Here is a 14301-nt window from a genome sequence, read left to right as displayed (position 1 = left end):
GTGAAGCTCGCTGTACGGCTGATGTTCGTGCTGATCCCAGCCTTGCTGCTGGCCCTGCCCTGGTGGACCCTTGTCTGGGCACCCACCGGCGGTACCGGAACGCTGTTCTGGATCGGGACCGCCGTCGTCGCGGCCCTGTTCGCCTGCCTGCCGGTGGCGATGTTCCTCGGGCACGGCCCGGCCCAATCCGACCCGGCGGTGATCGTCGGCGACGCCCTGCTCGGGGTGTCCTGGGTGTTCTTCGCCTGGTCGGTCATCGGCGTGTTCGTCCGCGGCGCGCTGACGGTGATCGGTGTCGACGACCCCGCCCGCCCGGTCGCCGCCGGGGTGGCGATCACCGCGCTCGCCCTCACCGGCTGGGGTGTGTACGAGGCGCGCCGGGTGCCGCGCGTGCGCACGGTCGACGTGGCCATCCGCGGCCTCGCCCCCGGCCTCGACGGCCTGCGGATGGTTGTCGTCACCGACACCCACTACGCCGCGCTGAACCGCGTGCGCTGGTCGGAGAAGGTGGTCGACGTGGTGAACAGCCTCGAACCCGACATCGCCTGCCACGCCGGTGATCTCGCAGACGGCTCGGTCGAGAAACGCCAGACCCAGGTCGACCCGCTCGGCAAGGTCGTCGCACCACTCGGCCGCTTCTACATCACCGGCAATCACGAGTACTTCGGCGACGCGCAGGGTTGGATCGACTACATGGCCGCCCTCGGCTGGCAGCCACTGCACAACGAACACCGCACCCTCACCCGCGACGGCGACCGCCTGGTCATCGCCGGAATCGACGACCCGACCGGGCGCGGACTCCCCGGTCACGGCCCCGATCTCCCCGCCGCCCTGACCGGCGCCGACCCCGGCCTGCCGGTGGTGCTGCTGGCCCACCAGCCCAAGCAGATCGCCGACGCCGTCGCGGCCGGGGTGGCACTGCAGATCTCCGGTCACACCCACGGCGGCCAGATCTGGCCGTTCCACTACCTGGTGCGACTGGACCAGCCGGTCGTGGCCGGACTGAGCAGGTACGCGAACAACACCCAGCTCTACACCAGCCGTGGCACCGGGTTCTGGGGCCCGCCGCTGCGGGTGTTCGCACCCAGCGAGATCACCGTCCTGGTGCTCCACCCGGAGCCCGTCTGAACCGTCAGCGGTGCGGCTGGGTGACCTCGCTCGGCAAGGGACCGCTCATCGCCACACCCGACCCGGTCCAGCTGTAGGTGATCGCCGCCGGGCCACCCTGCGGCGCCGCGAACGGTTCGTCACCGACGAGCCACTTGTAATTCACGGTCACCGAGTCGCCACTCGCCCCGGCGACATAGGTGAACGCGTAGGCCTCGGAAGTCGCTGTGCCCAGGTACTTTCCGTCGTGGAAGAACATGATGTGAATCGGTGCACCCGCCGAATTCCCACCGACGGCGCGCACCCACAGCAGTTCACCACAGCTGCCCGGCCGGTCCTCCGAGGCCTGCGAGGCGGCCCAGCCGTCACCGAGCCCGGCGAGCGCGTTGCGCACACCGCTGGAGCCCGGGTCGATGCACCGATCCGGTCCGCTGATGTCGTCGGCGGCCGGCGGCTCCGGATCCGACGGCACCGGTGAGTCGATCACCGGCGGCACCTCAGCCGACGGCCTCGCCGGCGACGGTGTGCCTGGCGACGGCGAAATGGTCTGCTCCACAGGAGGTTCCACCGGAACCGAAGAAGTGGCGGTGACCGAGGTCGTCGGGCGGGCAGTGCCCCCGTCGTCCCCGGTGCAGCCCGCGACCATCCCCGCCGCCACCGCGATCAGCGCACTCATCCGAACTGCGTTCTTCATGATTTCCTCGATTCCGAGTCCCCCGCACGCTGTCGGCGCGGACAACGACTCCATCGAGACTCTCGGCGGGCCCGTTAGGCGAAAAGTGCGAATCCCAGCCCTAGGGTGCGAAATCCACACCCTCCGCCCCACCGGCTGTGACGTGCCTTTTCGACATCCGCGCCGCGCAGTTCCCGGCGAGTGGTACCGAATGAAAGCATCGGCGCGCGATCGGTGGCACTGTTACCGTGAAACGGGGGCATTCGTACCGAAAAGGCTTGCCCCGCAAGCAGTGTGATGTGCGAGCGATGAGGAGACCTTGATGGACGACGTGGCACTGGTACTTGACCCCGCAGGCGCGGATATCCAGGGAGAATCCGCGCGGATTCGGGCACGGGGGCCGGTGACGCTCGTCGAGCTGCCGGGCGCGGTGCGGGCGTGGTCGGTCACCGACGCCGCCACGCTGAAGAAGCTGCTGGCCGACCCGCGGGTGTCCAAGTCCGCCACCAAGCACTGGCCCGCGTTCGCCGCGGGTGAGGTGCCGCCGGACTGGCCGCTGTTCCTCTGGGTGGCCGTGAACAACATGTTCACCGCCTACGGCGCCGACCACACGCGCCTGCGCAAGCTGGTCGCACCCGCCTTCACCCACCGGCGCACGGTGGCGATGCGCCCGATGATCGAGAAGATCACCGCGGGCCTGCTCGACGAACTCGCCGCCGTCCCGGCAGGCGAAGTGATCGACCTGCGCGAACGCTTCGCCTACCCGCTGCCCATCCAGGTGATCTCCGAGCTGATGGGTGTGCCGGATTCACTGCACGCGGGGCTGCGCAAGTGCGTCGACGGCATCTTCGACACCTCGCTGAGCCCGGAGGAGTCGCAGGCCAACTACATGAACATGTACGGCATCCTCGGCGAGTTGGTCGCCTACCGCCGCACCAACCCCGGCGACGACATGACCAGCCTGCTCATCACCCACCGCGACGAGGACGACGGCACCCAGCTCACCGAGCAGGAACTCGTCGACACCTTGCTGCTGGTGATCAGCGCGGGCCACGAAACCACCGTCAACCTGCTCGATCAAGCGGTGCACTCCCTGCTCACCCATCCCGATCAGCTGGCGGCGGTCGGCGACGGCAAGGCCACCTGGGCCGATGTGGTGGAGGAATCGCTGCGCTTCGAGGCGCCGGTCGCGCATCTGCCGCTGCGGTTCGCCGTCGAGGAGATCCAGCTCGAGGGCGTCACCATCGCGGCGGGCGACCCGATCCTCGCCTCCTACGCCGGGGCGAGCCGTGACCCGAACCTGCACGGCGACACCGCCGACGACTTCGATGTCACCCGGGTGAACAAGGAACACCTGGCCTTCGGCTACGGCGTGCACCGCTGCCTCGGCGCGCCGCTGGCCCGACTCGAAGCCGAGATCGCCCTACCCGCCCTGTTCGCACGCTTTCCGGGAATCCGATTGGCCGGTGCCACAGAGGAATTCGGTTCGGTGGCCAGTTTCATCTCCAACGGCCACGCGACACTGCCGGTGCGCCTGAGCTGAGGTTCCCCGCCTCCCATACCTAGATCTGTTAGGGTCATACCTAACGGTTCTAGGTATGGGAGTGCTGTGCGCATCGACAAAGACCTGGTAGCGGCTTCGGCGACGCCGCTCGTGCTCGGGATCCTCGCCGACGGCGAGTCCTACGGCTACGCCATTCTCGAGCAGGTGAACACGCTGTCCAACGGCCGCATGCAGTGGACCGACGGCATGCTCTATCCCCTGCTGCACCGGCTCGAACGGCTCGGCTACGTGTCCTCGGCCTGGCGCGTGTCCGACAGCGGCCGCCGCCGCAAGCACTACCTCATCACCGACGCGGGCCGCGCCGCCCTCGCCGAACGCCGGGCGCAGTGGACCGTCGTGGCCGAAGCACTCGACCAGGTCTGGCGCGGCCTCAATCAGCCGCCGGCCGCAGCACAGGGGTGGGCGTGATGGATGCCGAACTCGACGCCGCGGTCGACCTGTGGCGCGGTTATGTCCAACGGCACCGGGTGATCTCGGTGGCCGATGTGGACGAGATGGAAGACCATCTGCGCGAACAGGTCTCGACATTGCAGGACGCCGGTCTCAGCAGCGAGGAAGCGTTTCTCGTCGCGGTCAAGCGGATGGGCAATGTGGACTCGATCTCGCGCGAGTTCGCCCGTGAGCATTCCGACCGGTTGTGGAAACAGCTGGTGCTGATGCCCGAAGACGGTGGGCGCCAGAGCAATCGGGAGCTGATGATGGTGATCGCCATCGCGCTCGCCGCGGGCCTGGCGGTGAAGACCGGGATCACGTTCCTGCACGAGGAGACGCTCGGGCTCAATGTCAGCCTTCTCGTCCTGCCTTTCCTCACCGGGTATTTCGCCTGGAAGCGGCAGGTGAGCGCGGCTGTCGCCCTTGCCTTGACCGTGCCGTTCGTGCTGGCCGCGCTCGTATTGAATCTGTACCCGTTCGAGGACAGCGGTTCGACGGTGGTGCTGGCGGGCATCCACGCCCCGATCGCGCTGTGGCTGGTGGTCGGTCTGGCGTATGCCGGCGGTGACTGGCGCTCGGACCGTCCGCGCATGGATTTCATCCGGTTCACCGGCGAATGGTTCGTCTATCTCACGTTGCTCGCCCTCGGTGGTGGCGTGCTGATGGGTCTCACGGCCGCCGCGTTCGATGCCCTCGATTTCGATATCGAGCCGGTCATCACCCGCTGGATCATGCCGTTCGGCGCGGCCGGTGCGGTGATCGTCGCGGCGTGGCTGGTCGAGGCCAAACAGAACGTGATCGAGAACATCGCCCCCGTGCTCACCAGGGTGTTCACGCCGCTCACCATCCTGATGCTGCTCGCCCTGCTCGGCGCGTTCGCCACCACCCGCAGCTTCACCGGCATCGACCGGGACCTGCTGATCCAGATGGACCTCATCCTGGTCCTGGTGCTCGGCCTGCTGCTCTACACGATCTCGGCCCGCGACCCGCTGGCTCCACCGGCCTTCTTCGACCGGGTCCAGCTGGTCCTGGTACTGAGTGCCCTGATCGTCGACCTGATGATGCTGACGGTCATGGCCACCCGGATCGCCGAATTCGGTTCCAGCCCCAATAAAATCGTCGCGCTCGGCATGAATGTGGTGCTGCTGGTGAACCTGGCCTGGTCGGCCCACCTGAGTCTGCGATTCCTGCGCGGCCGAACCCCTTTCACCGCACTGGAACACTGGCAGACCCGTTACCTCCCGGTCTACGGCGCCTGGGCGGCGGTGGTCGTGGTCGTGATCGGGCCGCTGTTCGCCTTCGCCTGAAGGTTTTCGCAAGAAATTCGCTGGACCGGCCGTGACAGGATCGGTCTGTGCTGTTGACGATCTCCACGACCCACTCCCCGGCGACCGATCTCGGGTACCTGCTGGTCAAACACCCCGACCGGGTGCAGTCGTTCGCGACGACCGGCGGCACGGCGCATGTGTTCTACCCCCACGCCGACGCCGAACGGTGCACGGTGGCGCTGCTGCTCGAGATCGACCCCGTGGAACTGGCCAGGCCGGCGAAGGGCCAGCACAGCTCGGCGCTGGGGCGCTACGTCAACGACCGGCCGTATGTGGCATCGAGCCTGCTGTCGGTGGCGCTGGGCAAGGTGTTCCGGTCGGCGCTCAACGGCACCAGCCGGGACCGCGCCGAGCTGGCGGGCACGGCCATCCCGCTGGAGATCGAGGTGCCCGCGGTGCCGTGCCGGGGTGGGAGCGAGATCGTCGAGCAACTGTTCGCGCCGCTGGGCTGGCAGGTATCGACCACCACCGAACCGCTCGACCCGCAGTTCCCGGAGTGGGGTGACTCGCCCTACACCCGGTTGCGGCTCACCGGGACCGTGCGCCTGGCCGAGGCGCTGAACCACCTGTACGTGCTGCTGCCGGTGCTCGACGACGCCAAGCACTACTGGGTCGACGCCGACGAGGTCGACAAACTGTTGCGCGCCGGTTCCGGATGGCTCGGCGCCCACCCCGACCGCGAACTGATCGCCCGGCGTTACCTGGCCGGTCGCCACTCGCTGACCCAGTCCGCGCTCGGACGCCTGCGCGCCGCCGACGACCAGCTCGAGCCCGAAACCATCGAGGACCCGGTCGAACTCGTGGAGGCCACCGAGCGCAGGACACCGCTGGTGAAGTCGCGCCGTGACGCGGTGCTCGCCGCACTCGCCGAAACCGGCGCCACCCGCGTCCTCGACCTCGGTTGCGGGCCGGGCACTCTGCTGCTCGCACTGCACGCCGACCAGCGATTCACCGAGATCGTCGGCGCCGACGTGTCCAGCGGTGCGCTCGCCATCGCGGAGCGGCGCTTGAAGTTCCACCGCATGCCCGACCGGCAGCGGGCCAGGATCACCCTCGTCCAGTCGGCGCTGACCTACCACGACGACCGGCTGCGCGGCTTCGACGCGGCCGTGCTGATGGAGGTGATCGAACACGTCGACGAGAGCCGGTTGCCCGCCCTCGAACGCGCCGTCTTCGGGCACGCCGCGCCCAGCGCGATCATCGTGACCACGCCGAACGTCGAATACAACGTGCACTACGAAACTCTCGACGGTCACCGTCACGACGATCACCGATTCGAATGGACCCGTGCGCAATTCGCCGACTGGGCCGACCGCGTGGCCGAAACCTTCGGCTACACCGTCGATATTCGTCCCGTCGGCGAGCACGACCCGCGCTCCGGCTCCCCCACCCAGCTCGCTCTCTTCCGTAAGGCCGCCTGATGAACATCGACCTTCCCGAGCTGTCGCTCGTCGCCCTCGTCGGCATCTCCGGTTCCGGCAAGTCCACCTTCGCCCGCGAACACTTCAAGCCGACCGAGGTGCTGTCCTCGGACTTCTTCCGAGGCCTGGTCGCCGACGACGAAAACGACCAGACCGCAACGAAAGACGCCTTCGACGCGCTGGGGCACGTCGCGGGGATCCGTTTGCGTGCCGGTCGACGCGTGGTCGTCGACGCCACCAACGTGCAGAAGCATGCCCGCGCCGAGTTGGTCGCGCTGGCACGGTCTTTCGATGTCCTCCCGGTCGCGATCGTGCTCGACACACCGGAAGCCGTTGCGTGGGAACGGACTCGGACCCGCACGGACCGCACCTTCGAACGGCATGTCCTGCGGCGGCAGAGCCAGGAGCTGCGGCGATCGCTGCGGCAGCTCGGACGCGAGGGGTTCCGCAAGGTCTATGTGGTGAGCGACCCGGCCGATGTCACGATCTCCTACGAGCGGGCCTGGAACGACCGGCGCGAACTCACCGGACCGTTCGACATCATCGGCGACGTGCACGGGTGCCGCGCCGAATTGGAGTCCCTGCTCACCGAACTCGGCTGGGTACTGGTTCGCGACGAGGCCGGCCGCCCGGTCGATGCGACTCACCCGGACGGGCGCCAAGCCGTGTTCGTCGGCGATCTCGTGGATCGTGGACCGGATTCGCCGGGCGTGCTGCGGCTGGTGATGGGCATGACCGACAACGGACACGCACTGTGCGTGCCCGGCAATCACGAGCAGAAGCTGCTGCGCAAATTGCGCGGCAAGCAGGTGACGGTGTCGCACGGACTGGCCGAGACGCTCGAGCAGTTGGCGGCGGAGCCACCGGAGTTCGTCGACGAGGCGGCGCGGTGGATCGACAAGCTCGTCAGCCACCTGCGGCTCGACGGCGGGCGGCTCGTCGTCGCGCACGCGGGACTCAAGGAGGAATACCACGGACGCGCCTCCGGGCGGGTACGCGATTTCTGCCTATACGGCGAATCCACCGGGGAGACAGACGAATACGGTCTTCCAGTGCGTTATCCGTGGGCGCGCGACTATCGCGGCTCGGCGATGGTCGTGTACGGGCACGTGCCGACACCGAAGGTGGAGTGGGTCAACAACACCGTCTGCCTCGACACCGGTGCCGTCTTCGGTGGTGAGTTGACCGCGCTGCGCTACCCGGAGAAGACGTTCGTCGCGGTGCCCGCCGAGCGGATGTACTACGAACCGGTGAAACCGCTCGTCGCCGAACCGGTTCGCGACAACGAGACGCTGAATCTCGCCGATGTCACCGGGCGCAGGCACGTGCGTACCGACGACGGCACCGTCATCGTCGACGCCGAGAGTTCGGCGGCCGCGCTCGAGGTGATGAGCCGGTTCGCCATCGATCCGCGTCTGCTGCTGTGGTTGCCGCCGACCATGTCGCCGCCGTCCACGTCGTCGGTGGAGGGGTATCTCGAATACCCGACCGAGGCGTTCGCCGACTACCGGGCGGCGGGCGTGGACACGGTGGTGTGCGAGGAGAAGCACATGGGTTCGCGTGCCGTCGTGCTCGTCTGCCGCGACCAGGCCGCTGCCACAACACGTTTCGGCGTCTCCGACGGCAGCTCCGGTGCGGTCTACACCCGCACCGGCCGATCCTTCTTCAGCGACGCCGCCCTCACCGAAACACTACTCGCCCGGGTACGGGCCGCCGCCGGGACACTGTTCGACGAACTCGGCACCGACTGGCTGCTGCTCGACTGCGAACTGCTGCCGTGGTCGGCCAAGGCGGGCGGGTTGATCCGCACCCAGTACGCCGCGGCCGGTGCGGCCGCACGCTCCGCCCTCCCCCCGGCGCTGGCCGCATTGGACGCGGGCGTCGACCGCGGTCTCGACCTCACCGCCCTGCGTGATCGCACGGCCGACCGCGCCGCGAACGCCGACGACTTCATCACTGCCTACCGTCGATACTGCTGGCCCACAAACGATCTCGACGGCGTGGCACTGGCACCGTTCGCGCTGCTCGCCGCCGAAGGCACCACCTTCGCCGACCGCGACCACGGTTGGCACCTCGACATCTGCGACCGCCTGGTCGCCGCCGACCCCACCACGTTCCGGTCCACCGACCGCCGCGTGGTCGACCTGTCCGACCCGTCCGCCGAAGCCGAGGCCACCACCTGGTGGCTCGACCTCACAGGCGCGGGTGGCGAGGGAATGGTCATCAAGCCCTACGCGGGCCTGTCCACCCGCACCAAGGGCAAACTCGTCCAGCCGGGCATCAAATGCCGAGGCCGCGAATACCTCCGCATCATCTACGGCCCGGACTACACAGCCCCCGAACACCTCACCCGCCTACGAGACCGCAACCTCAACCGCAAACGCGGCCTGGCCCTCCGCGAACACAGCCTCGGACTCACCGCCCTGAACGCCCTCACCTCCGGCGAGCCGCTGTGGCGGGTCCACGAACTTGTGTTCGCGGTCCTCGCCATGGAGTCGACACCCACCGACCCCCGCCTGTAGACCCGCCGCTCGCGCCCAGCCGGCGCGGGCGGTGTCTCATCCGAGGACGGGGATGGGTTGGGCAGCAGTTCTGTGGCAGGGTCGCAGGAGCATCCGCGGAACCGCCGTGGGTGCGGCAGAACTGTTGAGAGATCAGAGAATTGACTGAGTTGGATCTGTTCCCGTTGCCCTTTCGCGCTGCCCATGTGGCGTGTGTCGCGCCTGTTCGGACGGTGCGGGAGCTCGAGATGATGGGGTTGAGTGCGAGTATCCGGGCCAAGCCGGAGTGGTATCGCAAGCGCGAGGATGCCGAGATCGTGGCGCGGTGGTCGCGGGAGGCGGCCGAGCAGGGGATGACGCAGGCTCAGATCCGTTATGTGCTCGACGAATTGGGGTATTACGCCGAGCTTCGTGATGCGGAGCGCGGGATCGAGGTGTCGGCTGTCGACGGGGTGTGGCAGTCGGACTCGGTGGTCGACGAGGATCTGCGCAAGCGGTTGGCCGAGGCGGTGCGCGTACTGGAGGAAATGCCTGCGGCGGAACTGGATTGGCATCCGGGATCCGACGGGCAGGTGCTCGATCTGGTGCATCCCTCGATGTACTGCCTGGTGCGTGGCGTGAGCCTGCCCGAGGACGCACCATGGCCCGCTCCGGAGAAGAACGCCGAGTCGGCCTCGCATTCGAAGAAGTTCCAGTGGTTGCCCACCGATGTCGAGGTCGGCGCCGAGGGTTCCGTGGCGTTCCTTTCCTACGTCAACAATGTCGACCCGGACCGTCATCAGGAGCTCGCCACCGTCCTGCCCGAGCTCTTCGGCCGGACGCTCCCGCTGCTGGAGAACGTGCTCACGGATCTGCGCGCCCCGAAACGAGTACGCATCGTCGCCGACCCGTTCGGCTGGTACGAGGACACCGAACCGCAACCCCCGGAGGACGACGACGAGGCGGCCGAGGAAGCCTACGAGGAAGCCATGGAGAAGTGGTGGGAGGAACGACGCCCCGCCATCCCCGACGCACCCGAGTTCCAGCCGCCCGAGCGGAACGACACCCACACCGTCACGCTCAGCGGCCGCCGGCTACAGGTGATCGTCAAACTCGCCAATATCCACCTCACCCCGGACAAGCCCGAATATCCCGGTGGTTCATGGCATGTCGAGGCCATGCTGAACGAACGCATCGTCGCCACCGCCATCTACTACTGGGACAGCGACAACATCACCGAAAGCCTGCTCGGCTTCCGCACCGCCATCGACGAGCCGTACTACGAGCAGAACGACCGCACCGGGGTTCGCGAAGTCTACGGCCTGGACGACGAGGACGCGCTCAACCAGGAACTGGGCTCGGTCCGTACCGTGACCGGCCGCTGCGTGGCCTTTCCGAACATCTACCAGCATCGCGTCGCCCCGTTCCGGCTCGACGATCCGACCCGAAACGGTCACCGAAAGATCGTGGCGTTCTTCCTGGTGGACCCGTCGGTCACCATCACCTCGACCGCCGACGTCCCGCCGCAGCAGCCGTGGTCACCCACCTCGACGATGACCAGGGCCCAGGCCGAGGAATTCCGTGAACAACTGATGCACGAACGCAAGTTCTTCGTCGACGAACACAACGAGGAATACTTCGAGCGGGAGTTCTACCTCTGCGAGCACTGACCTACTTCGCGTGGCGGCCGACCTCGTCGAGGTGGGTCAGGGCTTGCCGGTAGGACTCGAAAAGACTTGTCTCGCAGTACGGCACGCCGATCTCGTCGCAGAAGCTCGCGACGATCGGCTGTGCGTGCCGCAGGTTGGCGCGCGGCATCGACGGGAACAGGTGATGTTCGATCTGGTAGTTCAGGCCGCCCATCGCCAGGTCGACGAGGAAGCTGCCGCGCACATTGCGTGAGGTGAGGACCTGACGACGCAGGAAGTCGGTGTTGTCGCCCTCGGGCAGAACCTCCATGCCCTTGTGGTTGGGCGCGAACGTCGAACCCATGTACAGCCCGAACAGGCCCTGCTGCACGGCGATGAACACCAGCGCTTTACCCGGCGACAGCACCAGGAACGCCGCCGACAGCAGACCGACGAAGTGGGCGGCGAGCAGCGCACCCTCCCAGACGCGGTTCGCGATCGGCCACCGGAACACCGCGACAATGCTCTTCCAGTGCAGGCTGCCGCCTTCGAGCAGCAGCAACGGGAAGAACAGCCACCCCTGGTAGCGGAAGATGAAACGGCGCCAACCCTTGCCGGTCCGCGCCCGCTCGCCGGAGAACGCAAGCACCCCCATCGCGTCCGGGTCCATGCCCTCGGTATTGGGGTGGGCGTGATGGCGGGCGTGATTGCTGGTCCACCAGCCGATGCTCAACCCGATCGCGAGATTGCCCGCGATCAAGCCGTACAGGTAGTTGGCCTTGCGGCCCGCGAAGATCTGCTTGTGCCCGGCGTCGTGGCCGAGGAAGGCGATCTGTGAGAAGACCAGCGCGAGGAATGCCGCGACGAGCAGCGTCCACCACGAGTCCCCGATGACGAAAAACGCCACCCAACCAGCGACGAAAGCCGCCGCGGTGAGCGCACTCTTCCACCCGTAATACCGCAACCGCCGGTCCAAGAGGTTCGCCTCCCGGACACGACGCAACAGGACCGAGAACTCACTGCCACGCACGGGGACGACATCAGACGCTATAACCACCGCACAAGCATGGCGCATGGAGGCCACGGCCGGGTGAACGGGTTGCAGATCGATGGCGACCGAATTCCTCCGCGCATGCTGATGCGTCAGACGGACTCGTCGACGAGGTGGGCGTTCCACACGGCCGCGGCCTGCTCGTGAGAGTCGACACCGATGAAGAAGGCGTCGGCGATGGCGTCGTAGTCGGGTGCGTCGATTCCGCTGGTTTCGACGAACTTCAGGCGGTACACGGCGAAACCCTGCTCGGAGGTATGCGGTCGATACGGGACGGCCATCTCGATCGAGCGCCGCCGCGGTCCGTAGTCGATCGCCTCGATGACAAGCGCATCCGTCCGCCCGCTCGGCAAACGCAGGAAAGCGTCGACGACGAGCGCGGCGTGCGCCCACTCGGGCCGACCGGTTTTCCGCAACTGCTCGGCCCCCATCTACGCAGCATCGGCAACATCGTCGGCCTGGAAACGCACCAGCCCCTCGGCGCCGTCCGCACCGGCGTAACCGATCAGCGGAACCAACAACGCAGAGTCACAACGGTACGCCCTGACCGTGACATCACACTGGCGCGCGCCCAGGCGCGAACGGCACCGCAGACAACGCCGCACGACGGCCGACTATCGCCAGACCACAACCAATAAGATCTCCTCCCCGCTACCCATGACCGCCAGACGTGGCTCCGGTAGGTTCCGAGTGTCGACGATCAAACCTGAAGAAGGACGAGAAATCTTGATGCAGAAGAAAATTGGATGGAAGGCTGCCGCCGCTGGATTAGTCACGGGGGCGATGGTGATGTCCGGTGCGGGGGCGGCGACAGCGGCTCCCAGCAGCTGGGAGGTGACGATCTGTCGCGGGGTCAGCCCGAATATCGTCGACCAGCCCTACAGCGGTCAGGTCATCGGGGCGCAGCCGTACGGCGCCCCGGGCGTTCCGTACTTCACTATCCACGCGGGCGGCAGCCTGTGGGGTGGCTACACCACGACGGTCACCCTGAACTGGACGAACCTCACCACCGGTGCTTCCGGTTCGGAAACCCAAAGCGGCAACGTGGGATTCATCATCGGCAACGGCAGCACCCTCTACTTCCGTCCCCCCACCGGCACCGGCATCGTCCGCACCGACTTCACCGTGCACAACAGCGGCTTCGTCCCCCAGGTGGTCACCTGCTCGGGAACCTCGGAAATCGTCTAGGACTGGGCGGAACATCCCCGCCTCACCGTTCGGTACCAAGAACTTCCCTGCTCAACGCCCATCCAGAGTGGGCCTTCAGTAGCAACAGCAAACCCCCAGGTCCGGAGACCTGGGGTTTTACCTACGGTTGAGGACTGTGCCTGCGAGTTCGCACTGCACGGCAGCAGACGAGATCTTCGCGCGCCACCGCGACTACAGGCGTCCGCGGACTCGGTTTTCGACGCCGCAGACGTGGTCCGGGCGGCCAGATTGCATCATTGCTCATTTCGGCGGTCGGGTGCTGGGTCGGACTACAACACACAGCACGGCGTTGTGTCGGATGCGACCAAACATTTTGTGCCGCAGTAAAATTCGATGCAATTGCGGTCGCCGACGGCCGTCGCGGCCAATACAAGGGCGAACACAGCGAACGCGAAAGGCTGACCGTGCTTTTCTCGACGATCGCCATTCGTGGTTGACACCGGCGCTGAGCCCAGGGCCGATGGTGTTTCACGGCGCGGCGGAATCCCCCGGGACAGCGACGACATGGGCGATATGACCTAGCTTTGCGGGGTTGAACACCCAGTAGAGCCGGTCGATCGTCTCGTCGTCGGCCGCACCGACCGCGAGCCACGCGATGGCGACTCCGTCGCGGCTGATCACCACCGACGCGCGACCGTTGGCGTCGACCCAGTCGATGTCGACCCCCGTCCAGAAGTGTGAGGCGAACGCGGCCACGTACTTCGCCACGCGCGTGCGTCCGAATACCGGAATGCGCGAAGCATTGCGCACCGCGCCGCCGCCGTCGGAGTAGCTGGCGACATCCGTGGCGAAAAGCGCCTCGAGCTCATCGAATTCACCGGCGCGCGCGGCATTCAGGAAGGCAGCGAGCAGACGTCGCTGATGCACGGTGTCGACTGATACCTGCCGGTCGGACTCGATGGCCTGGCGTGCCCGGCTCACCAGCTTCCGGGCGGCCGGTTCCTTGATTTCGAGGACTTCGGCGATCCGGCCGTAGGGGTAGTCGAAAGCTTCCCGCAGGACGAACGCCGCCCGCTCGGTCGGCGTCATCTTCTCCAGGACCACCAGTACCGCGGTCTCCAATGCCGCGGCACGCTCCGCACCGAGCGAGGGATCAGCACCGGTGTCCACGGGCTCGGGCAGCCATGGGCCGATGTAGGTTTCCCGGCGGACCCGCGCCGTCTGCGTGGCATTGATCGCCTGCCGGGTGGTGATGGTGACGAGGAAGGCCTCCACATCACGCACCGAATCGCGGTCGGCGTAGGACTGCCATTTCACCCAGACGTCCTGGACGATGTCTTCGGCGTCGGCAACGGTGCCGAGCATTCGGTAGGCGATGCCGAACAGCCTGCCCTTGTGCGCCGAGAAATTGTCGACGGCTTTATCCAGGTCGGTACTCGCGGGTCTGCTCATCGCGCGGCCGTTCCGG

12 protein-coding genes are annotated in these 14301 nt (G+C 67.0%); 8 read left to right on the top strand and 4 right to left on the bottom strand.

Going from position 1 to position 14301, the window contains the following annotated elements; translation table 11 throughout:
- Positions 1–1128 carry a metallophosphoesterase gene (locus AB0I19_RS27525; RefSeq protein ID WP_357152589.1) on the top strand — a complete coding sequence of 376 codons (1128 nt, stop codon included), beginning with the start codon at positions 1–3 and terminating at the stop codon, positions 1126–1128.
- Between the two features lie 4 nt (positions 1129–1132).
- Here AB0I19_RS27525 and AB0I19_RS27520 read toward each other — a convergent pair whose 3' ends face one another.
- On the bottom strand, positions 1133–1801 hold the full coding sequence (locus AB0I19_RS27520) for an LppP/LprE family lipoprotein (RefSeq protein ID WP_357152586.1): 669 nt from the start codon (positions 1799–1801) through the stop codon (positions 1133–1135).
- Positions 1802–2102: 301 nt separating this feature from the next.
- Between AB0I19_RS27520 and AB0I19_RS27515 the strand changes: the two genes are divergently transcribed.
- The 6 genes from AB0I19_RS27515 to AB0I19_RS27490 all read left to right on the top strand — a co-directional run bounded on the left by AB0I19_RS27515 (position 2103) and on the right by AB0I19_RS27490 (position 10675).
- Positions 2103–3323: a cytochrome P450 gene (locus AB0I19_RS27515; protein WP_357152583.1), complete on the top strand. Its 1221-nt coding sequence runs from the start codon at positions 2103–2105 to the stop codon at positions 3321–3323.
- Between the two features lie 66 nt (positions 3324–3389).
- Positions 3390–3752 carry a PadR family transcriptional regulator gene (locus AB0I19_RS27510; protein ID WP_357152580.1) on the top strand — a complete coding sequence of 121 codons (363 nt, stop codon included), beginning with the start codon at positions 3390–3392 and terminating at the stop codon, positions 3750–3752.
- On the top strand, positions 3752–5083 hold the full coding sequence (locus AB0I19_RS27505; RefSeq protein WP_357152577.1) for a permease prefix domain 1-containing protein: 1332 nt from the start codon (positions 3752–3754) through the stop codon (positions 5081–5083). Before AB0I19_RS27510 ends, AB0I19_RS27505 begins: the two co-directional genes overlap by 1 nt.
- Positions 5084–5130: 47 nt before the next feature.
- Positions 5131–6525, top strand: a complete 1395-nt coding sequence (locus tag AB0I19_RS27500; protein WP_357152574.1) for a 3' terminal RNA ribose 2'-O-methyltransferase Hen1 — start codon at positions 5131–5133, stop codon at positions 6523–6525.
- Complete coding sequence (locus tag AB0I19_RS27495; protein WP_357152643.1) at positions 6522–9047, top strand: polynucleotide kinase-phosphatase; 2526 nt, start codon at positions 6522–6524, stop codon at positions 9045–9047. The genes AB0I19_RS27500 and AB0I19_RS27495 overlap by 4 nt, the downstream gene beginning before the upstream one ends.
- 140 nt (positions 9048–9187) lie before the next feature.
- Positions 9188–10675: a DUF4246 domain-containing protein gene (locus AB0I19_RS27490; protein ID WP_357152571.1), complete on the top strand. Its 1488-nt coding sequence runs from the start codon at positions 9188–9190 to the stop codon at positions 10673–10675.
- A gap of 1 nt (position 10676) precedes the next feature.
- On the opposite strand, the gene AB0I19_RS27485 is transcribed toward AB0I19_RS27490, so the two are convergent.
- Positions 10677–11690, bottom strand: coding sequence for an acyl-CoA desaturase (locus AB0I19_RS27485; protein WP_357152568.1), 1014 nt, complete (start codon positions 11688–11690; stop codon positions 10677–10679).
- 86 nt (positions 11691–11776) lie between these two features.
- On the bottom strand, positions 11777–12115 hold the full coding sequence (locus AB0I19_RS27480; protein WP_357152565.1) for a hypothetical protein: 339 nt from the start codon (positions 12113–12115) through the stop codon (positions 11777–11779).
- 298 nt (positions 12116–12413) lie between these two features.
- Here AB0I19_RS27480 and AB0I19_RS27475 point away from each other — a divergent pair, with 298 nt between their 5' ends.
- The gene (locus AB0I19_RS27475; RefSeq protein ID WP_357152563.1) at positions 12414–12872 is read left to right on the top strand and encodes a hypothetical protein; all 459 of its coding nucleotides are present in this window, start codon (positions 12414–12416) and stop codon (positions 12870–12872) included.
- A 489-nt stretch (positions 12873–13361) separates the two neighbouring features.
- On the opposite strand, the gene AB0I19_RS27470 is transcribed toward AB0I19_RS27475, so the two are convergent.
- Positions 13362–14285 carry an RNA polymerase sigma-70 factor gene (locus AB0I19_RS27470; protein WP_357152560.1) on the bottom strand — a complete coding sequence of 308 codons (924 nt, stop codon included), beginning with the start codon at positions 14283–14285 and terminating at the stop codon, positions 13362–13364.
- Positions 14286–14301: the final 16 nt, after the last annotated feature.

Source organism: Nocardia sp. NPDC050413 (assembly GCF_040655475.1).
In the GTDB taxonomy this organism is placed as follows: domain Bacteria; phylum Actinomycetota; class Actinomycetes; order Mycobacteriales; family Mycobacteriaceae; genus Nocardia; species Nocardia coubleae.
The sequence above is the reverse complement of the archived record's forward strand: the minus strand, read 5'-3'. Positions and strand labels throughout refer to the sequence as shown.